The sequence below is a fragment of the Agrobacterium sp. O3.4 genome (assembly GCF_041414895.1).
Classification (GTDB): domain Bacteria; phylum Pseudomonadota; class Alphaproteobacteria; order Rhizobiales; family Rhizobiaceae; genus Agrobacterium; species Agrobacterium cucumeris.
In genome coordinates, this window is record NZ_JALPZP010000008.1 from 52,387 (window position 1) to 75,253 (window position 22,867).

Here is a 22,867-nt window from a genome sequence, read left to right on the forward strand (position 1 = left end):
TACTCCTAGAACGACAATGCGCGAGCAAGCATGTCTGCTGCCCGGGAATGGGGGATTTCGGCGAGACGGTGAAATTGGAGCCAGGCCTGCGGTGTATTGCGCAGGATGTAGGCGCGGTTTTCCGGGAACCGGACAGCCCGCCATTCGGTTATTGCGATGCGCATGACCGTGCGTGCGACAATGGTCGTAAACAGCACGTCGACTTCCTCGGCCAACAACGCGCGTCTGCCATGGAAACCCGTGAGGAAATCGCAAGCCGCAGCCATAGGATCATCGGCCTCGGTCAACTGGTAGGCCGCGGCCACCGCGGCATCAAAGATAACCGGTGTGCGCACCATGTCGCCAAAATCGATGATGCCAACGACTCGGTCGGTTTCATGAGGGTCGACGACGACGTTGTCGCTGTTGAGATCGTTATGGACCACTTGAGCGCGTAGGGAAGGAATTTTCGGAACGACTTCCATCGCAAAGCGATCCACCCAACTTAGGAGCTCCGCCGCTTTGGACGCATCCTTGATCTCATCGATCATCGGCTTCAGGGAGAGCGTGTTCTTGAGATCCCATGTTGAAAAGTGGTCTTCAGCCGGGTGACGGAAATCTTCGAGCGCTTCTTGCAGACGTGCCAGGCTTGCTCCGATATTCCGGCGCTGCCGACAGGTTTGCGGACTTTTACGCTGCAGCTCGCCCTTGGTGAATGTAACAAGTCGCACGGCGCGACGGTCATCGGGGCCATAATCAATCTCGAAATCCAAACGTCCATCACGAGTAGGGACCACCCGTTGGACCGGCATCCCCGGATCCCGTTCCTCGACATGCCGTAGTGCCATCGTGTGCATGTTCGTGACGGCGGGATCTTCCCCTGGATTAACGACTTTCAGCAAATACTCGTCTCCACCTTCGGTGGAGATACGGAAGTTGCTGTCTTTCTCTCCAGAGAGACGGTGGGCTCGAACTCTGAGACCGTAGTGCTGAAGCGCTATGTCCACGGCCTCGTCAGAAGTCAGCAGAGTTGATTTCGCGGTGAGGGCCGGCGTGACTGGATTTCGCTTTGATTGGAGCATTCATGAGTTCCCTTGCCCTTCGTTACCGATATATTGGTATATAAATATTCTGTTGGCAAGCGAGAATCTCCGGATGCACACCGACAAAAGTTTTGGAGTGTTCCGATGTATTGGTATATTGTTTGGAAAATCGCCGCGTACGCGCGGCTGTCGGAGAGTATCCCAGAGGTGACCGTGGATCAAATCGTGCCGTTGTTTTCCCCCGACCAATTGGATGGTCGGACATCAAAATCGGCGCAGGTGTACGAACTCCTACGCAATGCGATCATCTCGCTGAAGATGCCGCCGGACAGTGCCGTGGTTGAAAAGGATATTTGCGCCCAGTTGGGAATTTCACGAACACCATTGCGCGAGGCAATCTTACAGCTAGCGAAAGAAAGTCTGATCAAAATCGCTCCAAGCGACGGAACTTTCGTGAACAAGATCATCCTCCGGGAAGTGTTGCAGGGCCAGTTGGTCCGGGACACGATTGAGATGCGATTGACACAGCTGGCAGCCCGGAATTTCAAACCGGAGTATGAAAAAGAGTTCGAATTGGCGCTGTTCAAGCAGAAAGCCGCGGCGAAGAGGAAGGATGTTGATGAGTTCTTCGCGCTCGACAACGAGTTCCACAGACTGATATGTGAAACGGCTGGCTTTCCAGATGCGTGGCTGGCGATCCACAACGCAACAGGACAACTCGATCGCGTGCGCAGGCAGGCTTTCCCCCTTGAGAGCCATTATTCGGTCGTTTTCGATGAGCACCGTGAGATCTACGAGCGGATAAGGAAGCGCGACGAGGCGGGCGCTGCAGCGGTTTTCCAGGTGCAACTGGACAGCACTTTTCCGTCCATCCAGATCTTGCGAGAAAAGCGACCGGACCTGATCAGCGGGGACGCCGATATCTCGGTCACCGACATTCGGTGATGCGAGACTTATTGACGGAACTGGGGTGCTGCCGAACATCGCGTCGGCAGGAGAAAGCGACGGTGGCTTCGTTCCCGCGATACTGATGCGACGCCTTTCTCGGCTCTGATCTTAATGCGCGCCCAGCGCATCACGATTTGCGTATAGGCCCCGAGCCCTCGCTTCGATGTTGAATTAAGGCACATATTGAGAATACGGCCTGAGTCCCCACTTTGTTCGCCCATAGGCTCGCCGATAAACGCTTCCAGCAAAAGTACGGTGCGATAATTCGGTTGGAGCGTATCATCGAGGATCACTCGCAAGGCGAACGATCTTCGTAGATCTCCTGGCGGGTAATCTCGTTGAAGCCTTGGACGCGATTTGCGAATTCCTCCCACTGTATATCGAGAAATTTGCGTCAGGAGACGGTTGTGCCTTGCTTGGTTCTGGCCTCAACAACCTTCCGACAGCACTCATGATCCCAGTCATAAGCAATTTCGACGCACGCCATTTCGATGTGACGGTTCAATGAAAATTTACTGGTCATCGTCAGTATATCGATATATCAATACGTGGGGGTGCGTGATGAAAGTATATCTTCTTGAGTGCCTGACAAAGCCGATGACCACCATCTCGCTATCGATGCGTGCAAAAGTCGGGATGGCCATGGGGTTGCTACTTCTCAGCACCATTGGTCTGGGTGTCGCGGGGTTGGATCGATTAAACGCCGTGAACGCGACGGCGACGTTGATAGCGAACAAATGGCTCCCGTCCGCACAAAGCCTTGGAATGCTGGCCGCCCGCTTCGAGACCGTACGGTCACGTCAATTGCAGCTTCTTCTCTCGGGTGAGGATGATCGCACAAAGGCCGAACGGGAACTCGAAACCGGTCTGCTCGATATGTCTGACTCCATTAAGGAGTACGGAGCGCTGGCGGTCGGTGATGATGAAACCAAGAACTCCGATAACATTTCCCTCACTTACGACGCTTACATAAAATTCACAGCGCCTCTGGCTGGAATGCTTTCAGGTGGCGACTCGGCTGGAGCGCATGACCTACTGCTCGGCCAATCGCAGCCCTACCTGAAAGGGATTCGAGATGCGATAAAAAGGGGCCAGCGATACCAGAAAGAAAACTCATCATCCGCTGTTGTCTTAGGCACGAGAGCAGCCAAAGAGGCTAACTTATTCTTTGTAGTCGGTTTGGCTGTGGTGACCAGTTTGTGCATTGGCGCATTCGCGTGGATGCAGTCGCGTGTTGCATTCCCGATCGTTAGGCTCACGAACGCGATGCAGGGTCTGGCCACAGGCAATCGAACGATCGCAATTCCCGGTCTCACGCGGCGAGATGAGATCGGTTCAATGGCTCAGGCGCTGGCATTTTTCCGTAAAGCCCTGGATGAGCGCGAAATTCTTGAAAATGAACAGAGGCGATTACACGATGATACTGATCATCGCTTGCGCTCGACGGAACTGGCATTCGAGGCTGCCAGCATTGAGCAGCGCCGAGCCCTGTCAGTACTTCGTGACGGGCTGGTCCATCTGTCCAGGGGCGATCTAACGATCCGGATCGACCAGATTCTTTCAGCTGAGTACGAGGATCTGAAGACAAATTTTAATGACGCGGTTGAGGCATTGGAACAAACGGTCGCTTCCGTCGTCGAGACGGTCGTCGCTGTAAACCAGACCGCCGCTCAAATGACCGCCATCTCTAATGAACTGGCGAGGCGAACTGAGCAACAAGCAGCTTCTGTCGAGGAGGCCGCGGGTGTACTGTCGGAAATTACCTCTACGATCGGGCGGACCGCGGCCGGAGCCTCCAATGCCAACGAGGTTGTCCGGTCAGTCCAAACGGAGGCGAAGCAATCCGAAGCGGTCGTCGAGGATGCGGTCGCTGCGATGGGCGAGATCGAGGGGTCATCGTCGCAAATGTCGCAAATTATAGCAACAATCGATCAAATTTCGTTCCAAACTAATCTTCTGGCGCTGAATGCTGGCGTTGAAGCAGCGCGGGCCGGAGAGGCCGGAAAAGGATTCGCAGTGGTCGCTGCCGAAGTTCGTTCGCTCGCCCAAAGCTCGGCAAGCGCGGCTAAGGAGATCAATAACCTTATTTCGACCTCGGGAGGGCAGGTTGCGCACGGTGTTGAGCTAGTCGCGAAAGCTGGAACGACTCTGAAGCTCATCGCATCGCGCTTCGAACAAATTGCGCAAATTGTCCACGAAATTTCCGTCGGCTCAAATCATCAGGCGGAAGGCTTGCGCGGCGTTAACGCAGCCGTCGATCACATTGACAAGATGACTCGAGAAAACGCTCATCTGGTGGATGATTGGAACAAAACCGTGCAAGAGATCCTGCGCAGGTCACAAGTTCTAAAGGTTGCCGTGAGCGGCCTCACCCTTCGATCGCGGGCGAGTTTCGAAGAGAGGATGATCGCGTGATCTCCAGGCTGTCCAGCTCCGAGAGTACAACAAGTTCCATAAATCGCATTATGCGAGATGTTATAACGTTACATGAAAAGGAGCGAAGAAGAGATTTCGACTTTCCGAGGCACCTTGGCTGCCGTCGACCAGGTCCCGGCGGCAGCTCTTTTTGTTGGGGCGTCGCCAACTCACCTCCACCGATGTTTCGATGAGGGCACTCGGTGCCACGCTCTCCGCCGACCACGGCGCAACCAACCGCGATTTTTGTCATGAAGGAATGGATACTTTCGCCGCTTGAAAAGAGCTGCATCCGATGGATTTATCGAGGCAGAACCGTCGCCGAGATCGCATCCCTCGAGGGTAAGAGCGTTGTTGATATCGAAAACTGCCTGCGAAGTGCTTTACGCACGCTGGAGGCAAAATCGATCGCGGAGGCGCTCCAGAAGGCGAACCTCCCTAACCCCGATTGAGGGGCAAATCACTCCCGACGCCCGCTCTTGACTTGAAAACGGAAGCGATCTTGTTGCCGAGAGCCGCGGGAAGCGTCTGGCTCAAATGCGAATGCCGTACCCGACAGAGCGTTCCAGCTGGAGCAAACCAATCCCGCTCTTTTGGATGGCGTCCTGGCCCGGTGCCGGATCTTCCACGATCAACCCGCAGGGGGTCCGCTAGCAAGCTGCGGCCGCTCCGGCTTCGCCTCGCGGTGATCGCGCCCGTCCTCGGGCCTTGTGAGGAGCCATCGAGCGGGAATTGGCCCGCTCCCGATGGAGCCACTTCAAATGTCGCACGATCTTTCTCTCGCCCAGTCCCACGCCTTCCAGCTTTCCCGCGACCTGATGGTCCCGGTCACTCTGTTCACGGTCGACGGCGAATACGGCGTCCTTCCGTCCGACGAAATCGACGCCGACGACGATCTGGAGATCGTCCATGAATTTTTCCCATGGGCGGCTCATTGAGCCGCCGTTCCTGAGTGCCGCTTGCGAGCGGCAGGCCGCAAGGGAGGCTTCGCCGCGGCCGACCCAGGCATTGCATGATCCGACAATTGTCAGCCGCGCCCTGGCGGCCTTTGCTCTTCGCGGCTGGTGGAAGCGTGCCCGAGAAGAGACGGGCAAGGAAATGCGAGGAAGAAGAGGCATGGACAGAAGAGAAATAGAGGCGCTCCGCGAACGGGTGAAGTGTGCTGCCGTTCTCGAGCAGACGGGCTTCGCCATCGATATGAAGGAAAGCACGCGGCGGGCAGTGAAGTTTCGACGGGGGAGCGAGATCGTCATCGTCACCCATGAGGGGCGCGGATGGTTCGATCCGCTCAGCGATGCAAAGGGCGACGTGTTCGGTCTCGTCGCGCATCTCGACCATGTCGACTTTCTCGAATGCGCCGGACGTGTTGCCGCGCTCGTCGGTATTTCGATCACGGAACCGGAATGGCGGTCTCCAAAGATAGAGCAAGACTACGACCTCTCTTTATCCGAGCGATGGCAAACACGCCGCCGTCCATGGCCCGGTTCGTCGACCTGGGCTTATCTCGATGGTCAGCGTTTCCTGCCGGCATCTTTGCTTCGCGCCGCGATCCGGCAAGATCGTCTGCGCGAGGGGCCATATGCCAGCATGTGGGCAGCGCATACCGACAGCGCCGGAGCCGTCACCGGTTGGGAGGCGCGGGGTCCCGAGTATCGCGGTTTTGCCTCCGGAGGGACAAAGGTTCTCTTCCGCCTGGGGCAGGACACGGCGTTGCGCCTGGCTGTCACGGAAGCTGCGATCGACGCCATGAGCCTCGCCGCCATCGAGGGGTTGCGGGATGGAACGCTCTATCTCAGCACCGGCGGCGGATGGTCGCCGTCGACGGAGGCGGCGCTGCGGCAGATGGCATCGCGGCCCGAGGCTCTGCTAGTTGCGGCGACAGACGCCAATCCGCAAGGCGAGATGTTTGCCGAGCGGTTACGGGCGCTCGCTGACGACGTCGGCTGCAACTGGTCGCGCCTTCGCCCGCCGGCGGACGACTGGAACGAGGCCCTGAAAATCAGGGAGAAAGAAAGGAGGGAGAGGAAGGAAGGCGGCGTGCCGCATTCGCTTCGCCCGCGTCAAGGGAGGCTTCGCCCGGCGGAGCCGGCCCTTGACCCGGCCGGTCGCGATGCCGGCGGCCCGGAAGGTGTCATGAAGGACTGAAGAGGATGGCAAGGTCGGAAGGACAGTGCCGCACTTCGGTCCGGAACCACTCCGAAGGAGCCGCAGATGAATCCCTCTTCCGCAATCCGCAAAGTCTTCCAGGGCGTCGCCTCACGCCAGCAAATGTACCGGATGTTCGATCGTCACGCCCAGCGTCCGAACCGCTGGGAGGATGACGCTGCCCCGCTCTATGCCGGCGAATGGTTCGAGATCGCCGATACCGAACATGACTACATGTTCGAAATCCTGCCGCCGCTCTGGATCCGTGGATCGATGTTTGCGATGCGCGAGTTTCTGACAGGATCGGTGACATCGGTGTTCTTTGCGCTGCGGATCGACGGCGTCATCCGGCATTTCCATGGCTATTGCGATCTTTCCGACCGCCAGGCCGTTGAACGCATGCGGGTCGAAATCATCGAGCGCGAGAGCCGGCCGGTGCGCGCCATGTCGCGCGAGGAACGGCTTGAGCATATCTGGAGTATGACGGCGGACGACTATCGTGGTTATGCTGGCGAGCGCTGGCCGGAGGAGTCGCGTGGCAAGCGCACGATCATGCTTTACGGCGGCCAGACGGGCAGCACCCTGAAGCTGCTGGACGATCTCTCCGACGACGAAATCGCAGCCAAGCTGCCGGTGCAACTGCGCCACCTCCCCTCGCCGATCGCCGCATGAAGGAGGTCGCGCCATGCTTTCCTTCCCGCTCACATCCGTCCGCGCGGTGATTGCCCGCGGTCGGGCCGATGCGGAGGCCAATGGTGGCTTTCGTGATCTCTATTACGGCCTGCGCCCTGGCAAGGACGAGAAGCCGGGCCTCTGGCTCGTCGGCGATCACGGCGTTTATCTGATGTCCAACGGCAAGCTGCTCGATGGCGCCAAGCCCTTGGTCGTCTATGCCGAGGAGTGCGATCCCAGCACCAATGACGACTGGTTCGACGTCAAACGCCGGACATTCGGCGGCGACGACGGCGTCGATTTCATCGACGCGGAACAGCTGGAACCGATGATGGCGGCGGCTCCAGAGGCGACGCACCTTCGCATCGCATTTCATCAGGACTCGATGCAGCTCACCCTGATCGCGAAGTCCTGATCACTGAGACCACCGGCCCCCGTCAGGCCACCAATCCCTGAACCCAGAGCGTACTTCAATCCCGCGAGCTTTTCCGCGGGTGATGACGCTCGCCTTTCCCGAGGAGAACTTCATGAGCAACGATCCCTTCACTCTCGACATGTTCGGCAGCAGCGCGCTGTCGTCCGGCCTTGGCCTCGGCGGCGTCACAGCATTTGGCGGTTTCGATGCCGTTGCTGCCAATGACGACGACCCCGAACCGACACCGCCCTCTTCTGCCCCGGCCTTGCCGGTCGCGACGGCAAAGCGTCCGGCGCCGCGGCGACAGGGCGGCCGGTCCAACTTCTACCTCGACGATGCCGATCGCGTTCTTGCGGCGACGTGGAAGGAACGGGCGCGCATCAATGTCGCGGCGATCCTGATCGCAAACAACATCGAGAAGCAGGACCGGCCGGCCACTCGCGAGGAGCAGCAGCGGTTGATCCGCTTTACAGGCTTTGGCGCATCGGAACTTGCGAACACGATATTCCGTCGTCCGGGCGAGCCTGACTTCCGCGCCGGCTGGAGCGAGCTTGGCACTTCGCTCCAGAGTGCGGTTTCGGAGGGAGACTACGCGTCCCTTGCCCGCTGCACGCAATATGCGCATTTCACGCCGGAGTTCATCATCCGGTCCATCTGGGCGAGCTTGCAGCGCCTTGGCTGGCGTGGCGGCCGGGTGCTCGAGCCTGGCATCGGCACCGGCCTGTTCCCCGCGCTGATGCCGAAAGCATTGCGCGATCGGAGTTTCTTCACCGGTATCGAGCTTGACCCTGTCACCGCCAGGATCGTCCGCCTGCTACAGCCGAAGGCGCGGATCATCAACGGCGACTTTGCGCGCGCCGATCTGGCGCCGATTTACGATCTCGCCATCGGCAATCCGCCTTTCTCCGACCGGACCGTCCGATCCGACCGGGCCTATCGCTCGCTGGGCTTGCGGCTGCATGACTATTTCATCGCCCGTTCGATCGACCTCCTGAAACCCGGCGCGCTCGGCGCCTTCGTCACCAGCGCCGGCACGATGGACAAGGCGGATGCGACAGCACGCGAACACATCGCCAAAACCGCGGACCTGATCGCCGCGATCCGCCTGCCGGAGGGCACCTTCCGCCGCGATGCCGGCACGGACGTCGTGGTTGACCTGCTCTTCTTCCGCAAGCGCAAGACCGGGGAGGCTGAGGGAGACCTCTCCTGGCTCGCCCTTGAGGAGGTGCGACCGGCGACGCAAGACGACGGCGCAATTCGGGTGAACCGCTGGTTTGCGCGACATCCTGATTTCGTGCTTGGCGATCATGCCCTGACCTCCGGCCCCTTTGGCGAGACCTACACCTGCCGACCGCGTGCCGGCGAGGACCTTGAGGCGGCTTTGCAGCAGGCGATCCTCCTGCTTCCCGAGGGCCGCTATGACGGCGAGCCGACCGAAATCGACATCGACCTCGAGACCGAGCTCGGCGAGATCGTCGACCTTCGCCCCGACAGTCGACAGGTCCGGGAGGGTAGCTTCCTCATCGACATCAGACGCGGTCTCATGCAGATGGTCGACGGCGCGCCGGTCGAAGTCCAGGTGCGCAAGGGCCGCACCGGCGACGGCATGCCGGAAAAGCACGTCCGCATCATCAAGAAACTGATCCCGATCCGCGACGCCGTGCGCGATGTGCTGAAGGCCCAGGAACAGGATCGGCCGTGGCGCGATCTGCAGGTTCGCCTACGAATCGCCTGGTCGAGTTTCGTGCGCGATTTCGGGCCGATCAACCACACCACCGTCAGCATCACTGAGGATCCCGAAACCGGCGAGGTGCGCGAAACGCACCGCCGCCCGAACCTGCAGCCCTTTCTTGACGACCCCGATTGCTGGCTGGTCGCCTCAATCGAGGATTACGATCTCGACACCGACACGGCCAAGCCCGGCCCGATCTTTTCCGAACGGGTGATTTCGCCCCCTGCCCCGCCGGTAATCACCAGCGCCGCCGATGCACTCGCTGTTGTCCTCAACGAACGTGGTCGCGTCGATATCGAGCATATCGCCGAACTGCTGCACAGACATGCCGATGCGGTCGTCGATGAACTCGGCGATTCAATCTTCCGGGATCCTGACGACGGGTCCTGGCAGACGGCCGACGCCTATCTCGCCGGCCCGGTCCGCACCAAGCTCGCTGTCGCTGAAGCGGCCGCGGGACTGGATCCAGCCTATGAGCGCAACGTTCGTGCGCTTCGGGCCGTACAGCCCGGCGACCTTCGCCCCTCCGACATCACCGCACGTCTGGGTGCGCCGTGGATTCCGGCGAGCCATGTCGTGGCTTTCGTCAAGGAGAGGATGGGCGCCGACATCAGGATCCACCATATGCCGGAGCTTGGCAACTGGACCGTGGAGGCGCGGCAGCTTGGCTACAGTGCCGCCGGTACATCCGAATGGGGTACCAGCCGCCGTGATGCCGGTGAACTGCTCGCCGACGCACTGAACAGCCGCGTTCCGCAGATCTTCGACGTCTTCAAGGACGCCGGCGGCGAGCGGCGCGTCCTGAACGTGGTCGATACCGAAGCCGCGCGCGACAAGCTGCAGAAGATCAAGCAGGCCTTCCAGGATTGGGTGTGGACCGACCCGGATCGCACCGACCGGCTGGCGCGGGTCTATAACGACCGGTTCAACAACCTCGCGCCGCGCAAATTCGATGGTTCGCATCTCAAACTTCCTGGCGCCTCAGGCGCCTTTGTTCTCTATGGGCACCAGAAGCGCGGCATCTGGCGGATCATCTCGTCCGGCTCGACCTATCTCGCGCATGCCGTCGGCGCCGGCAAGACGATGACGATGGCGGCCGCAATCATGGAACAGCATCGCCTCGGTCTGATCGCCAAGGCGATGCTGGTCGTGCCCGGCCATTGCCTGGCGCAGGCGGCGCGTGAGTTCCTCGCCCTCTACCCCAATGCCCGCATCCTGGTGGCGGACGAGACCAACTTCACCAAGGACAAGCGGGCGCGATTCTTGAGCCGGGCGGCGACCGCCACCTGGGATGCGATCATCATCACGCACTCGGCGTTCAGGTTCATCGCTGTGCCGTCGGCCTTTGAACAGCAGATGATCCACGACGAGCTCGAACTCTATGAGGATCTGCTGACCAAGGTCGACAGCGAGGATCGCGTCTCGCGCAAGCGCCTCGAACGACTGAAAGAGGGTCTGCAGGAACGCCTGGAGGGCCTCGCGACTCGCAAGGACGATCTTCTCACAATCTCGGAAATCGGTGTCGACCAGATCATTGTCGACGAGGCGCAGGAGTTCCGGAAGCTTTCCTTCGCGACCAACATGTCGACGTTGAAGGGTATCGATCCGAACGGCTCGCAGCGCGCCTGGGACCTCTACGTCAAATCCCGCTTCATCGAAACCAAGAATCCCGGCCGGGCGCTGGTGCTCGCTTCCGGCACGCCGATCACCAACACGCTTGGCGAGATGTTCTCGATCCAACGCCTGCTCGGACACGAAGCGCTTGCCGAGCGCGGTCTGCACGAGTTTGACGCCTGGGCATCGTGCTTCGGCGACACGACGACCGAGCTCGAAATACAGCCCTCCGGCAAATACAAACCGGTCAGCCGGTTCGCGAGCTTCGTCAATGTTCCGGAACTGATCGCGATGTTCCGCGCTTTCGCCGATGTCGTCATGCCGGAGGATCTTCGCGAATTCGTCAGGGTGCCTGATATCTCCACCGGCCGGCGGCAGATCCTCACCGCTAAACCGACGCCGGCCTTCAAGGCCTATCAGCAGATCCTCGATGCCCGTATCAAAGCGATCGAGATGCGCGAGGGACCGGCACAGCCCGGCGACGATATCCTGCTCTCGGTCATCACCGACGGCCGCCATGCGGCGATCGATTTGCGCCTCGTCATCCCGGTAAACGATAACGAAAAGGACAACAAGCTCAACCTCCTCGTCCGCAACGCCTTCCGGATCTGGCAGGAGACCAGCGAGGCCACATTTATTCGCCCGGACGGCAAGGCTTACGAGCTGCCAGGTGCGGCGCAGATGATCTTTTCCGATCTCGGCACCATCAATGTCGAGAAGACCCGCGGCTTTTCGGCTTACCGTTGGATCCGCGACGAGCTCGTGCGGCTCGGTGTTCCCGCTTGCGAAATCGCTTTCATGCAGGACTTCAAGAAAACCGAGGCCAAGCAGCGGCTCTTCGGTGATGTGCGCGCCGGCCGGGTTCGGTTCCTGATCGGCAGTTCCGAGACAATGGGCACGGGTGTCAATGCGCAGCTCCGTCTGAAAGCGCTGCACCATCTCGACGTCCCGTGGCTGCCGTCTCACATCGAGCAACGCGAGGGCCGAATTGTCCGGCAGGGCAATCAGCATGACGTGGTCGATATCTTCGCCTATGCCACGGAAGGGTCGCTCGATGCTTCCATGTGGCAGAACAACGAGCGCAAGGCCCGCTTCATCGCGGCAGCGCTCAGCGGTGATACATCGATCCGCCGGCTCGAGGATCTCGGTGAAGGGCAAGCCAACCAGTTCGCCATGGCGAAGGCCATCGCTTCCGGTGACGAACGGCTGATGCAGAAGGCTGGACTGGAGGCCGATGTCGCCCGTCTGGAACGGCTGCGCGCCGCCCATGACGACGACCAATATGCGGTCCGCCGGCAAATGCGCGATGCGGAAGGCGACATCGAGGTCTCGACCCGCCGCATCGCGGAGATCGGCCAGGATATCGGCCGGCTGGTGCCGACTACCGGCGACGCTTTCGCGATGACCGTTCTCGGCAAAGCCTACCAGGAGCGCAAGGATGCCGGCCGCGCGCTGATGAAGGAAATCCTCACTCTTCTCCAACTGCAGCAGGAGGGTGAGGTTCATCTGGCGAGCATTGGGGGTTTCGATCTTGTCTATGAGGGCGAGCGCTTCGGAAAGGGTGATGGCTATCGTTACCTCACCACGCTCCAGCGCACCGGCGCGGATTACGAGATCGATCTTGCGGTGACGGTGACGCCGCTCGGCGCCGTGTCCCGCCTCGAGCACGCGCTCGACGGGTTCGACGAGGAGCGGGAACGCTATCGCCACCGCTTGGAGGAAGCGCGTCGGCGGCTTGCCTCCTATCGCTCGCGTGAAGGCGGCGTTTTCCCCTTTGCGGATGAACTTGCCGAGAAGCGCAGACAGCTCCGCGACATCGATCAGGCCCTCGCCGATGATGCGAGGCGTACGGACGAAGCCGCTGCTGTTGCCGCTTAGCTTGCCTGTTGCCGCAACTCTTCGATGAGTTCCGGATGCCGGTCGAGAAGGCGCAGCAATTGGCTGGTCGGGCCGCTTGGCTCGACCAAGCCGCGCTCGTATTTGTCGAACGCGCTTTCACCAACCTTCAGGATGCCGCCTGCTTCACGTTGCGACAGTTTTAGTTTTTTGCGCACTCTGCGGATTGTCGACGGAGAGGGAATGCCTTCAACTTCTTCCTTCAACGCCCGCAAGGCCGCGTCCGTTGCCTCCATGTCGTTGCCGACATGAACACCTTCGTCGCCGCTATCGGGATAATATCCCGGCAGGTCGACCGTTTTGCTCTTGCCCTTGTAGGTCACGACAAACGGTCGGACGTCCCGGCGCAGCGTCTCTCCGGTTTCCGGTGAGATCATCGTTTCGGGCAGTATATTTGCTGCAACCGCCATTATCATCTCTCCTTGAATGACATGATCCGGAATTCCGTGATCACGTCCGCCTGGAATTTCACATAAAGCACCATGCCGTGCTCGGGGACCGGCACATGATAAACATCTTGCCATACCCGATGGTCTGCGTTCGCTGTCATCGACTTGTAGAACATACGGCGCTCGATGGTGTCGATGGTCGCGACGATGCCGGCGCGGTCGTAGCCCAATGAGGCGGCATCCCGCAGCGCCGTCGTCGTGATGGCAAGCGTCGAAATCGACCCCAAAACAGCTTTAACGGCCTCGAGATCGTATGTCGGGCGCCTTTTCTCCATGACTTTATATGACACCTTAATGGTGTCAAATCAAGCTTGTCGTTGTGGGGAAAAGATAGAGGAAAATCCGGGAGGAGAACCGGTCGCAGATCGGTCGTCCCGTCGCCGCTTGCGCTCAACCGCCGCCTCCGCATCCCGGCCACTCGTCCCGCGCAGGGCGCGAGGCACCCCGCTTGTCCTTCGAAGCAGGGACGCTCGGCCGCAGTTGCGCCGGTCCGCCCGTCCTGCGGTTCGGAAAGTGTCTTCGGAAAGAGATGAAGACAGGAAGGACCGGCAAGAGGCCGCGTCCCCGCATCCCGGAAGAGGAAAATCCCATGCATATCATGAAGGTCGATCCGCGCTCGTTGAAGGACAATCCGGACAATACCCGGCAATCCAAATCCACCCCGCAGGCCGATGCGCTGCTGCTCGCCACCATCAAGGCCGTCGGCATCATCCAGCCGCCCGTCATTTTTCCCGAAGTTGGTGGTGGGAACGGCTACGTCATTGAAGCCGGTCATCGTCGCACCCGCATGGCCATCGCCGCAGGCCTCGAGGAAATCGAGGTGCTCGTCGTCGAAGCCGCAAACGACAATGGCGCCATGCGGTCGATGGTCGAGAACATTGCGCGCGAACCGCTGAACCCGGTCGACCAGTGGCGCGGCATCGAACGCCTGGTCGCACTCGACTGGACCGAGGAAGCAATTGCGGTGGCACTCGCCCTGCCCGTCCGGCAAATCCGCAAGCTGCGCCTGCTCGCCAACGTCCTACCGGCGATGCTCGACCAGATGGCGTTCGGCGACATGCCGAATGAGCAGCAGCTCCGCACGATCGCGGCAGCACACCTCGATGAGCAGAAGGAGGTCTGGAAGGCGCAGAAGCCGAAGAAGGGCCAGCCCGCCGCATGGTGGCAGATTGCCAACGCGCTGAGCAAGACCCGGATGTATGCCAAGGATGCGAGCTTCGGTGACGATCTCAGAGAAGCCTACGGCATCGAATGGATCGAGGATCTGTTCGCTCCCGCGGACGAGGACAGCCGCTACACCACCAATGTCGAAGCCTATCTCGGCGCCCAGCAGGAGTGGATGACGAACAATCTGCCCAAGAAGGGAATGATCGCCGAGGTTTCTCAATGGGGCGAGGTGAAGCTGCCGCAAAAGGCAAGCCGCGTCTATGGCAAGCCCGGCAAGGGTGACCACACCGCCATGTATCTGGATCGGAACGGCAAGGTTCAAACCGTGCATTACCGGATGCCCGAGGAGAAGAAGACCAAGGGCAAGGGAGCGGTCGTCGGAGGTGGCGACACCGCTGGCGAGGATGCGATCGACGGGCCGAAGCAGCGTCCCGACGTCACGCAGAAGGGCCTCGATATGATCGGCGACCTCAGGACCGACGCGCTGCACGAGGCGCTCGCCCGCGCACCGATCGAGGACGACACGCTGATGGCCCTCCTTGTCCTCGCCTTTGCCGGCATGAATGTCCGGGTTGACTCCGGGGCAAACGACCACGTCTTCGGCGCGAAGCGGTTCGCCCGCCATGCGGCTCGGTTGCTCGACGCTGACGGCAAGCTCGCCTTCGACCGCGACACCTTGCGGGTTTCCACCCGCTCGATGCTGGTCGATGTGCTGTCGTGCCGCCGAGGCATGTCGAACAGCGGCATCGTGTCGCGCATAGCCGGCGACGCCATCGGCGCGGACGGATACCTCCCGAACATGGGCACAGAAGACTTCCTGCTTTGCCTGTCGCGGCAGGCGCTCGAGGCTTCGTGCGAGGGCACCTCGGTTCTCCCCCGCCCGAGGGTCCGCGAGACCCGTGCCGCACTGGTCGAGCACTTCAAGCAAGGGCATTTCGTCCATCCGGCCGCCCTGTTTGCCCCCGATCCGAAGGATCTCGCCGAACTGATCAAGCAGGGCGAGGTCGTGGAGGATTACGATACGGTGACCTCCGAGGAAACAACGGATCGCCTCGAAGGCGAACTTGCTGACGGCAGCGTCGCCGGCGAGGAGGCCGATTTTGCTGTCGCCGATCCGGAAGCCGGTGACGGCGCCGACGACGCGGTCGAGACCGCCTACGGCATCGCGGCCGAATAGCCGAAGCCCTCCCATCTTTTCCGATCGATCCCCCGCCGCCGGCCATCACCGGCGGCGGTTCGTTTCCATGAACACCGCAGAATTTCAAGGAGATGTCCAATGTCTGCGTCCCTGATCTACGATCTCGTCCCGATCGGCTCCATCATTGCCTGGTCCGATGGCACACCCCGCCCGCCCGAGCGCTTCAAGAAGAAGCTCGCGGCCTGGCAGACGCGCAACAGCAAGGGCCGGCTGATCCGCAAGGAGGGTCCGCGCTCCGGAAACTACAACTCGCCTGGCTATTTCACACTGCATGAGGCGGATTTCGGCGGGAAAAACACCATCGTCATGCGCATTCACCGAACCTTCGGCCTCGACTCCGATCTCACCTTCAAGGTGCTCGAGCGCCCCGCCCTCGGTTCGATCCGCGTCTTCGATCGCGCCGGTTCGAACGCGGAACTTGTCCATCTCGCGGACAATCGCGAGGCGGCCGCGGTCTGGCTGCAAGAACACGGCTATCCGAACGCCGTGCTCGAAGAGGTGACCGCCGACGAGGTTGCGGCTGCTCAGGTCGAAGGGAGGGCCGCCGCATGAGGACCTCAGAACTTCAGCATGAGCCGGTATCGGCTTTAGAGGATTTGGACGTGGAATTCGGCGTCAGCGCCGACGGATTTCCGGTCGCCCGGATCGGCGATACGCATCTGGCAATGATGCCGGCGCGCGATGGCGCGAGCTTCCTCGCGAGCGCTTGGCGGCTCGTCCATCCGCTTTCCGAGCTGACGCGCGCAGATTTCTACGGTCACGATGGCCGCCTCGAGGATGAGGCGGCTTTTCGCGCCCGGGTCTTCGAGACGGCCCAGCACAAGCGCGAGTTATCCGCCCTGAGGCGGATCCAGACCCGCATGACGGCCAGTACGCCCTGGGGACCGTCGCAGCTTGCGACCGTCTACGCGGAGGGGATCGTGTCCCATATGACGGCTGGCCATGGCGGGTTTCATCTGTCGGCCGAACGGAATCTTCGCGTCTCCCCGTTGCTGCGAAAGTCCTCGCACTGGTACGAGGAGGATGCCGAATGGGCCATCGTCGCCCTCTCCTTCCCGGAGCTCTTCACCTCATACGAGCGCAAAGGTGCGGACGAGACATTCCGCAACAGCTGGCCGACCGCATGGGAAGAGATCCACGGGCGCGAACTCGGGTCCGGCCAATCCTGGACGAAGGACCGGCAAGCCTTCGAGCGCAGGCATGCCGGCGACTGGGTCGTCGTCTCGGCGATCTATTCCAGCCACTATGCCGATATGACGGAGGTGGTCGCCACGCGCGGCGGCATGCGGGACCAACGTGCCGACGAGCGGCGCTTTCTTGTTCCGAGCGCCGAATATGCAACCCGCGGGCCGTTCGGCTTCGTCATCGATGAACAACGTCACGCCGTCTATGACGGTCCTTCGGACTTCATCGGCTGGCAGTGGCGGAGGACCGGGACATGACCCCGATCAGTCCGTGGGTGCTCCTTTCCCGCATGGAGGCGGCGCGTCGTCAGACGCGCCATCATCTCGATCTCGTCCATCGGCAGATTGCCACACGCGCTGAGCGCCTGGCCGTGACCGAAAAGGCGAAAGCCAAAAACCGCACGCACAAGCGCTCCGGCTCACGATGGACTCGGTCGGATGAGATGCTGTTTCAGGATCACCTCGATCGCCTGTCATTCGAACGTCGCGGCGAACTCGAGGCGCTCATCCGGAAACTGGAGCGTCAGGACCGTGCCATCACCACGCTACGGCTGAAGCTCGGTGACGCGGTTTGGCGAGAGGCAGCGTGAGAGGCAGCCGCCGGCAGCGCATTTGCGGAGTGTGCCCGCGTATTGGTGAGAGGCATTGCGAGGATGGCCATCGTTTCCCACATTCGGTTTCGGGGAGAGTCTCAGCCCCGTGCCGGCCTGCCCTTCGTGTTCGTTGCGGTCTGAACCGGCGGCCGGTCGTTTCAAGGCCGCTTTCGCGCCGCGGTGCGGCCAAAACAGCCTCGCTGCGCAAAGCGAACCCGCGTCCCGCGCAGGGTGCCCCCGCTTGGTCGCAAGCCCGCTCCGCTCGCTCAGCCGCTCCGGACCTGTGAAATCGCCCGTCCCTCGCCGGTTCCTTTTGACCGCACCGAAGGGCAGACCGGCACGGGGCCGGAACCGCTTCGGACCAAACCGAAAAGGAAACCGTTATGGCCAAGCCCGCGACCCCCAACCGCTCTTCCGCCCGCGTCGTGCAACTCCGCAAGGGTGCGACCCTCGAAATGGTCCGCCTCACCTGCCCCGACAGCGCCCAGGCGCTCAAGATCGCCGAAAGCTTCGGAACCGCACTGGTCGACAGCGACGGCATCCGCGACCTGCATGAGCGACTGATCAATGAGACCGCCGACAGCCTGGCGGAGGGCCTCGGCGAACGGGCGATGCAGATCCATCTCCAGCGCATCGTCGGCGCCTTCGTCGGATCGGCACATGGCGCCGGGCAGTTCTACTCTCGTGCGGTCACAGAAGCCCGCGACGCCACGGCGAAGGCGTCCAACGATGCCCGCGACGAGGATCTCGATGGTCCCGTTGGCTACGACAGCGCCGCCCAGCGCAAGCGCGAGTTCGCGGCCGACATGGGTGTCCAGGCTCATGCGCTCAGGATGGCGGCCGAGGGCGCCGTCGCAGCCTACGAGCAGGTCGTCGGCGAGACCTGGAAGCCCTTCGATCGCCCGGTCGAAAACCCCGGCGCCAATCTCGACCGCAAGGCGGCCGAAGCGCAAATGGCCGCCCTCGGGTAAAGCGGCCCGGGCGGCGCCCACGTGCCGCCCTACCCTCATCTTTCCAGCTTCCATCGGCCGGCTCCCAAGAGGGGCCGGCCTTTCCGCATGTCGCGCTGCCCCAGGGGAAAAACAGGCAAGGAAATGAGGAACCGGCCTATCGCGGCCCGTCCCTGTCGGCGGTCCTGCAGGAGCCCGGCTTGTGAGGTGCAACGGCTTCGCCGTCCTCCACGCTGTTTCGGCCGTTCCGGTGCGCTCCAAGCCCTTCCGCTCCTGCCCTCGGACCTCCGCGACGGGCCGCGATAGGCGCGGCTCGGAATAGGAGGTTTGAGACATGAACAGGAAAACCGAAGGCGAACGCGGCGATATCTACACGAGGATCACCGACCGGATCGTTGCCGATCTGGAAAAAGGGGTTCGTCCCTGGATGAAGCCGTGGAGCGTAGCCAACACTCAAGGCAGGATTACGCGGCCGCTACGGCACAACGGGCAGCCCTATTCGGGCATGAACGTTCTCCTTCTATGGTCCGAGGGGATGGCGAGAGGTTTCGCCTCTCCGGTGTGGATGACCTTCAAGCAAGCGCGGGAGCTCGGAGCCGTGGTTCGCAAGGGCGAAACCGGCTCGACTGTGGTGTTCGCGAGCCGCTTCACCAAATCGGAAACCGACGGCAATGGCAAGGAGGTCGACCGGGAGATCCCTTTCCTGAAGGCGTATTCTGTGTTCAATGTGGACCAGATCGACGGTCTGCCGGACCATCACTACCATCGTCCGGAACCGACTCTCGATCCGGTCGAGCGGATAGAGAATGCCGATCGCTTCTTCCGCAACACCGGCGCCGTTATCCGCCATGGCGGGACGCAAGCCTACTATTCGCCGGTGACCGACCATATCCAGATGCCGCCGTTCCAGACCTTCCGCGATGCGGCTTCCTACACGGCAACGCTGAGTCATGAGGCAACGCACTGGACCGCGAACCCGCGGCGCGTGGGCCGCGATCTCAGCCGTTATGCCAAGGACAAGAGCGAGCGCGCCCGCGAGGAACTCATTGCCGAGCTCGGCAGCTGCTTCCTATGCGCCGACCTTGGAATCGTACCGGAGCTCGAGCCACGGCCCGATCACGCGTCGTACCTTGCCTCATGGCTCGCCGTGCTTTCCGAAGACAGGCGGGCGATTTTTCAGGCGGCCGCTCATGCGCAGAGGGCAGTCACCTTCCTGCACGATCTGCAGCCTGATGCAGCTGATGAGAAAGTCGCGGCTTAAAAATCAGCGTCGGTCGTTGCATCCGCCAACGGCCGACACCTCTCTCGGCTCTCTCTGCTTGAGCGCGCCCTGATCTGGTGTCAGGTCCAGCTTGCCCCAGATCGAGGTTTTGCGGTCGGTCGGTTTGAGCTTTCGGGATTGCTTGATTTCGACGGTAAACGGCTTTGTCTGCTGACGCATGTATCCTCCAGGCGACGAATCGCGAGCACACGATACCGGGTTGATTACTGGAGGCAACTCCCACTCTGGCCGGTCCGTCGCCACCGAATTGCGGCTCTGGCATTGCGATAGAGAAACGGTTCGACCACAGCAATGTTCCGCTGGGTGAGGCGGTGGCAGGTTGCCATCAGCGTGTTCCTCTTGACCCGTCGGCATAGGCCACGTCCTTTGCGGGCTCGATGAGGCATGTCTGATCGGGGAGCGGCTTCGCCTCGATCGTCTTCCCGCAACGGCCATGCAAAACTTTCTTCCCCTGGCGGCTACGCCGCCATTCCTCGCGCGGCAACAAAGTTTCTCCCGGCCGCCCTCCATTCCATTCCGGCCTTATCAGGTGCGGTCCGATCGTCCCCGATCCTTGCGACAGCCATCGAGGCCGCGAAGGGCGCGGCCCGAAACCAACGAAAGGAACACGAAAATGGCAACGATCGGCACCTTCACCTCCACCGAAACCGGCTTCAACGGCTCGATCCGCACGCTTGCCCTCAACGTCAAGGCCCGCATCGCCCGCATCGAGAACCCCTCCGACAAGGGCCCGCACTACCGCATCTACGCCGGCAATGTCGAGCTCGGTGCGGCCTGGCAGAAGCGCTCCGAGCAGGACCGCGACTACTTCTCGGTCAAGCTGGACGACCCGAGCTTCCCCGCTCCGATCTACGCAACCCTCACCGAAGTCGAAGGCGAGGACGGCTACCAGCTGATCTGGTCCCGCCCCAACCGGGATTGAGATCCGGACGAGGCCCCGCTCGCCAAGGCGGGGCCTCCTCCCGACAACAGGGCGACCTCCTTCGTGCCGCGGCTTTTTCCCGTTCGTTCTTCCATATTGGATGAAATTGGATGGAAAAATGGATCTCGCTATGTCATACCCCATTTGGATGGAAACGGATGGGAAAATGGATGACGGCGCTCGATCTCTCCAAATTGCGTATCACGCCTGAGATCCTGTCGTTGATCGCCGAGATTGACGAATTCAAAGGCGCCTGGCGAGCGCTTGGTCGCATCGCACCCGATCGGCTGTCCAGCTTGCGGCGGGTTGCGACGATCGAAAGCATCGGATCGTCGACACGTATTGAGGGCGCGAAATTAAGCGACCGCGAGGTCGAAAGGCTGCTCTCGAACCTCCGTATCGGCTCGTTCTCCAGCCGAGACGAACAGGAGGTTGCCGGCTATGCCGAGGTGATGGAGACGATCTTCTCCGCCTTCGACGCAATCCCGCTTAACGAAAATCACATCCGCCAACTGCATCGGGATCTGCTCGCGCACTCGGTCAAAGATGAACGACACAGGGGAAACTGGAAAACCCTTGCCAACAACGTCGAAGCCTTCGACGAGGATGGACGAAGTCTGGGCGTCGTCTTCGCGACAGCCTCCCCTTTCGATACGCCGGGCCGAATGTCGGAACTAGTGGCCTGGCAACAAGCTCAGGAGAAGGATGGCACGTTTCACCCTCTACTCGTCGTCGCTGTCTTCGTCGTCGTCTTTCTGGAAATCCATCCTTTCCAGGATGGCAATGGCCGACTGTCGCGCGCTCTGACCACTTTGCTGCTTCTTCGGGCGGGTTATTCCTATGTGCCGTACAGCTCACTGGAAAGTGTTATCGAGCAGAACAAGGAAGCCTATTATCTCGCGCTTCGCCGAACGCAGGGCACGATACGAACGGACCAACAGGACTGGAATCCGTGGGTCGAGTTTTTCCTGCGGAGCCTGCAACGCCAGAAGCAGCGTCTCGAGCGCAAGATCGAGCGTGAGCGCATTCTCCTCGGCGACCTGCCGGAGTTGTCCGTCGCGATCCTCGAACTGGCGCGTGAGCGCGGGCGCGTCACGGTGATGGATGTGGCCAAAGCGACAGGCGCGAGCCGCAACACCGTCAAGGATCATCTTCGGGCGCTGACCGAGCAGGGACATCTGACCCTCCACGGAGCCGGTCGTGGGACCTGGTACGGCTTAAGCTGACGCCGGAGCGAAGCGTCCCCCGATCAGCCGAAATCGGAGCTATGGTCCAATTGTGCGCAGCCGCCATTGCCACGTGCCTTTGCCTGATATAGCGGGGCTCCATTCGCGGGCTCGATGAGGCATGTCTGACCGGAGACCGGCGTCGCCTCGATCGTCCTCCCGCAACGGCCATCCGAAACTTTCTTCCCCTGCGGACGCAACCCCACTCGACAGGCCGAGTGGGGACCCCGGCGTGCCGCATTCCTCGCGCAGCAACAAAGTTCCTCCCGGCCGCCCTCCATTTCATTGCGGCCCGGCAAGCCACCCCACGGCGCGATGCGCAATGGGGACCCCGGGGGTGCGGTCCGATCGTCCCCGGTCCTTTCGACAGCCATCGAGGCCGCGAAGGGCGCGGCCCGAAACCAACGAAAGGAACACCACAATGGCAACGATCGGCACCTTCACCTCCACCGAAACCGGCTTCAACGGCTCGATCCGCACGCTTGCCCTCAACGTCAAGGCCCGCATCGCCCGCATCGAAAACCCCTCCGACAAGGGACCGCACTACCGCATCTACGCCGGCAACGTCGAGCTCGGTGCGGCCTGGCAGAAGCGCTCCGAGCAGGACCGCGACTACCTCTCGGTCAAGCTGGACGACCCGAGCTTCCCCGCTCCGATCTACGCAACCCTCACCGAAGTCGAAGGCGAGGACGGCTACCAGCTGATCTGGTCCCGCCCCAACCGGGACTGAGATCCGGACGAGGCCCCGCTCGCCAAGGCGGGGCCAAGCGGCCGAATAGAGAAGCCGGGAGCGGGCATCGAGCCCGCTTCCGGCTTTCCTGGTGCCATGCGGAACCGGAAATGTCTGCTCATAGCGCTCCAGTATGCCGTGCCGGCATGGCGGCCTCAAGGACGAGCGGTCAACCCCCAATTTTGCCTCCGCTTCGGTTCCCGCCGCTCCAACAAAATCGGCTCCCCCACTCGCCGCCGCTGGCGGTCGCGTTCGCGATCCCTGACCCCGCCATCCCGTCCCGCCCCGCGTCGTCGTCTTTCACGAA

Annotated in this window: 21 protein-coding genes; 17 read left to right on the forward strand and 4 right to left on the reverse strand. The window is 61.4% G+C overall.

What is annotated here, in order from left to right; translation table 11 throughout:
- Nucleotides 1–5: 5 nt before the first annotated feature.
- The gene (locus M0412_RS23840; protein ID WP_142859650.1) at nt 6–1,061 is read right to left on the reverse strand and encodes a phosphotransferase; all 1,056 of its coding nucleotides are present in this window, start codon (nt 1,059–1,061) and stop codon (nt 6–8) included.
- A gap of 105 nt (nt 1,062–1,166) precedes the next feature.
- Here M0412_RS23840 and M0412_RS23845 point away from each other — a divergent pair, with 105 nt between their 5' ends.
- The 8 genes from M0412_RS23845 to M0412_RS23880 all read left to right on the forward strand — a co-directional run bounded on the left by M0412_RS23845 (nt 1,167) and on the right by M0412_RS23880 (nt 12,841).
- Nucleotides 1,167–1,967 carry a GntR family transcriptional regulator gene (locus M0412_RS23845; RefSeq protein WP_269703612.1) on the forward strand — a complete coding sequence of 267 codons (801 nt, stop codon included), beginning with the start codon at nt 1,167–1,169 and terminating at the stop codon, nt 1,965–1,967.
- Nucleotides 1,968–2,474: 507 nt separating this feature from the next.
- Nucleotides 2,475–4,385, forward strand: coding sequence for a methyl-accepting chemotaxis protein (locus M0412_RS23850; RefSeq protein ID WP_142859649.1), 1,911 nt, complete (start codon nt 2,475–2,477; stop codon nt 4,383–4,385).
- A gap of 251 nt (nt 4,386–4,636) precedes the next feature.
- Nucleotides 4,637–4,837: a LuxR C-terminal-related transcriptional regulator gene (locus M0412_RS23855; RefSeq protein WP_142913685.1), complete on the forward strand. Its 201-nt coding sequence runs from the start codon at nt 4,637–4,639 to the stop codon at nt 4,835–4,837.
- 309 nt (nt 4,838–5,146) lie between these two features.
- On the forward strand, nt 5,147–5,323 hold the full coding sequence (locus M0412_RS23860) for a hypothetical protein (RefSeq protein ID WP_162854294.1): 177 nt from the start codon (nt 5,147–5,149) through the stop codon (nt 5,321–5,323).
- Between the two features lie 178 nt (nt 5,324–5,501).
- Nucleotides 5,502–6,530, forward strand: coding sequence for a DUF3991 and toprim domain-containing protein (locus M0412_RS23865; protein ID WP_142859880.1), 1,029 nt, complete (start codon nt 5,502–5,504; stop codon nt 6,528–6,530).
- 66 nt (nt 6,531–6,596) lie between these two features.
- Nucleotides 6,597–7,202 (forward strand): DUF1419 domain-containing protein, encoded by a 606-nt coding sequence (locus M0412_RS23870; RefSeq protein WP_142859647.1) that lies wholly within the window; start codon nt 6,597–6,599, stop codon nt 7,200–7,202.
- 13 nt (nt 7,203–7,215) lie between these two features.
- Complete coding sequence (locus M0412_RS23875) at nt 7,216–7,617, forward strand: DUF3085 domain-containing protein (RefSeq protein WP_142859646.1); 402 nt, start codon at nt 7,216–7,218, stop codon at nt 7,615–7,617.
- A 112-nt stretch (nt 7,618–7,729) separates the two neighbouring features.
- Nucleotides 7,730–12,841, forward strand: coding sequence for a DEAD/DEAH box helicase family protein (locus M0412_RS23880; RefSeq protein ID WP_142859644.1), 5,112 nt, complete (start codon nt 7,730–7,732; stop codon nt 12,839–12,841).
- Here the strand turns inward: M0412_RS23880 and M0412_RS23885 are convergent.
- The gene (locus tag M0412_RS23885) at nt 12,838–13,269 is read right to left on the reverse strand and encodes a type II toxin-antitoxin system MqsA family antitoxin (RefSeq protein WP_142913686.1); all 432 of its coding nucleotides are present in this window, start codon (nt 13,267–13,269) and stop codon (nt 12,838–12,840) included. The two genes, M0412_RS23880 and M0412_RS23885, sit on opposite strands and share 4 nt — an antisense overlap.
- Before the next feature lie 2 nt (nt 13,270–13,271).
- Nucleotides 13,272–13,583, reverse strand: a complete 312-nt coding sequence (locus tag M0412_RS23890; protein WP_142859641.1) for a type II toxin-antitoxin system MqsR family toxin — start codon at nt 13,581–13,583, stop codon at nt 13,272–13,274.
- A gap of 314 nt (nt 13,584–13,897) precedes the next feature.
- Between M0412_RS23890 and M0412_RS23895 the strand changes: the two genes are divergently transcribed.
- From M0412_RS23895 to M0412_RS23920, 6 genes are all read left to right on the forward strand, one after another.
- The gene (locus M0412_RS23895; protein WP_142913687.1) at nt 13,898–15,652 is read left to right on the forward strand and encodes a ParB N-terminal domain-containing protein; all 1,755 of its coding nucleotides are present in this window, start codon (nt 13,898–13,900) and stop codon (nt 15,650–15,652) included.
- A 99-nt stretch (nt 15,653–15,751) separates the two neighbouring features.
- Nucleotides 15,752–16,225 carry a hypothetical protein gene (locus M0412_RS23900; RefSeq protein WP_142859637.1) on the forward strand — a complete coding sequence of 158 codons (474 nt, stop codon included), beginning with the start codon at nt 15,752–15,754 and terminating at the stop codon, nt 16,223–16,225.
- Nucleotides 16,222–17,115 carry a hypothetical protein gene (locus M0412_RS23905; RefSeq protein ID WP_142913688.1) on the forward strand — a complete coding sequence of 298 codons (894 nt, stop codon included), beginning with the start codon at nt 16,222–16,224 and terminating at the stop codon, nt 17,113–17,115. The genes M0412_RS23900 and M0412_RS23905 overlap by 4 nt, the downstream gene beginning before the upstream one ends.
- Nucleotides 17,112–17,447, forward strand: a complete 336-nt coding sequence (locus tag M0412_RS23910) for a hypothetical protein (protein WP_142913689.1) — start codon at nt 17,112–17,114, stop codon at nt 17,445–17,447. Before M0412_RS23905 ends, M0412_RS23910 begins: the two co-directional genes overlap by 4 nt.
- Nucleotides 17,448–17,833: 386 nt before the next feature.
- Nucleotides 17,834–18,421, forward strand: a complete 588-nt coding sequence (locus M0412_RS23915; RefSeq protein WP_142859631.1) for a hypothetical protein — start codon at nt 17,834–17,836, stop codon at nt 18,419–18,421.
- Nucleotides 18,422–18,734: 313 nt separating this feature from the next.
- A complete protein-coding gene (locus M0412_RS23920; protein ID WP_142859629.1) occupies nt 18,735–19,661 on the forward strand; it encodes an ArdC family protein in 927 nt (308 codons plus the stop codon).
- Nucleotides 19,662–19,664: 3 nt separating this feature from the next.
- Here M0412_RS23920 and M0412_RS23925 read toward each other — a convergent pair whose 3' ends face one another.
- On the reverse strand, nt 19,665–19,841 hold the full coding sequence (locus M0412_RS23925) for a hypothetical protein (protein WP_162854295.1): 177 nt from the start codon (nt 19,839–19,841) through the stop codon (nt 19,665–19,667).
- A 454-nt stretch (nt 19,842–20,295) separates the two neighbouring features.
- Between M0412_RS23925 and M0412_RS23930 the strand changes: the two genes are divergently transcribed.
- From M0412_RS23930 to M0412_RS23940, 3 genes are all read left to right on the forward strand, one after another.
- On the forward strand, nt 20,296–20,604 hold the full coding sequence (locus tag M0412_RS23930; RefSeq protein ID WP_142913690.1) for a DUF736 domain-containing protein: 309 nt from the start codon (nt 20,296–20,298) through the stop codon (nt 20,602–20,604).
- 170 nt (nt 20,605–20,774) lie between these two features.
- Nucleotides 20,775–21,830, forward strand: coding sequence for a Fic family protein (locus M0412_RS23935; protein ID WP_109461990.1), 1,056 nt, complete (start codon nt 20,775–20,777; stop codon nt 21,828–21,830).
- A gap of 421 nt (nt 21,831–22,251) precedes the next feature.
- The gene (locus M0412_RS23940; RefSeq protein WP_011427435.1) at nt 22,252–22,560 is read left to right on the forward strand and encodes a DUF736 domain-containing protein; all 309 of its coding nucleotides are present in this window, start codon (nt 22,252–22,254) and stop codon (nt 22,558–22,560) included.
- Nucleotides 22,561–22,867: the final 307 nt, after the last annotated feature.

What these genes read in the sequence shown, in the direction of transcription:
- M0412_RS23840 (WP_142859650.1), bottom strand. Translation starts at nt 1,061, where the DNA reads ATGCTCCAATCAAAGCGAAATCCAGTCACGCCGGCCCTCACCGCGAAA.
- M0412_RS23845 (WP_269703612.1), top strand. Translation starts at nt 1,167, where the DNA reads ATGTATTGGTATATTGTTTGGAAAATCGCCGCGTACGCGCGGCTGTCG.
- M0412_RS23850 (WP_142859649.1), top strand. Translation starts at nt 2,475, where the DNA reads ATGAAAATTTACTGGTCATCGTCAGTATATCGATATATCAATACGTGG.
- M0412_RS23855 (WP_142913685.1), top strand. Translation starts at nt 4,637, where the DNA reads ATGAAGGAATGGATACTTTCGCCGCTTGAAAAGAGCTGCATCCGATGG.
- M0412_RS23860 (WP_162854294.1), top strand. Translation starts at nt 5,147, where the DNA reads ATGTCGCACGATCTTTCTCTCGCCCAGTCCCACGCCTTCCAGCTTTCC.
- M0412_RS23865 (WP_142859880.1), top strand. Translation starts at nt 5,502, where the DNA reads ATGGACAGAAGAGAAATAGAGGCGCTCCGCGAACGGGTGAAGTGTGCT.
- M0412_RS23870 (WP_142859647.1), top strand. Translation starts at nt 6,597, where the DNA reads ATGAATCCCTCTTCCGCAATCCGCAAAGTCTTCCAGGGCGTCGCCTCA.
- M0412_RS23875 (WP_142859646.1), top strand. Translation starts at nt 7,216, where the DNA reads ATGCTTTCCTTCCCGCTCACATCCGTCCGCGCGGTGATTGCCCGCGGT.
- M0412_RS23880 (WP_142859644.1), top strand. Translation starts at nt 7,730, where the DNA reads ATGAGCAACGATCCCTTCACTCTCGACATGTTCGGCAGCAGCGCGCTG.
- M0412_RS23885 (WP_142913686.1), bottom strand. Translation starts at nt 13,269, where the DNA reads ATGGCGGTTGCAGCAAATATACTGCCCGAAACGATGATCTCACCGGAA.
- M0412_RS23890 (WP_142859641.1), bottom strand. Translation starts at nt 13,583, where the DNA reads ATGGAGAAAAGGCGCCCGACATACGATCTCGAGGCCGTTAAAGCTGTT.
- M0412_RS23895 (WP_142913687.1), top strand. Translation starts at nt 13,898, where the DNA reads ATGCATATCATGAAGGTCGATCCGCGCTCGTTGAAGGACAATCCGGAC.
- M0412_RS23900 (WP_142859637.1), top strand. Translation starts at nt 15,752, where the DNA reads ATGTCTGCGTCCCTGATCTACGATCTCGTCCCGATCGGCTCCATCATT.
- M0412_RS23905 (WP_142913688.1), top strand. Translation starts at nt 16,222, where the DNA reads ATGAGGACCTCAGAACTTCAGCATGAGCCGGTATCGGCTTTAGAGGAT.
- M0412_RS23910 (WP_142913689.1), top strand. Translation starts at nt 17,112, where the DNA reads ATGACCCCGATCAGTCCGTGGGTGCTCCTTTCCCGCATGGAGGCGGCG.
- M0412_RS23915 (WP_142859631.1), top strand. Translation starts at nt 17,834, where the DNA reads ATGGCCAAGCCCGCGACCCCCAACCGCTCTTCCGCCCGCGTCGTGCAA.
- M0412_RS23920 (WP_142859629.1), top strand. Translation starts at nt 18,735, where the DNA reads ATGAACAGGAAAACCGAAGGCGAACGCGGCGATATCTACACGAGGATC.
- M0412_RS23925 (WP_162854295.1), bottom strand. Translation starts at nt 19,841, where the DNA reads ATGCGTCAGCAGACAAAGCCGTTTACCGTCGAAATCAAGCAATCCCGA.
- M0412_RS23930 (WP_142913690.1), top strand. Translation starts at nt 20,296, where the DNA reads ATGGCAACGATCGGCACCTTCACCTCCACCGAAACCGGCTTCAACGGC.
- M0412_RS23935 (WP_109461990.1), top strand. Translation starts at nt 20,775, where the DNA reads ATGACGGCGCTCGATCTCTCCAAATTGCGTATCACGCCTGAGATCCTG.
- M0412_RS23940 (WP_011427435.1), top strand. Translation starts at nt 22,252, where the DNA reads ATGGCAACGATCGGCACCTTCACCTCCACCGAAACCGGCTTCAACGGC.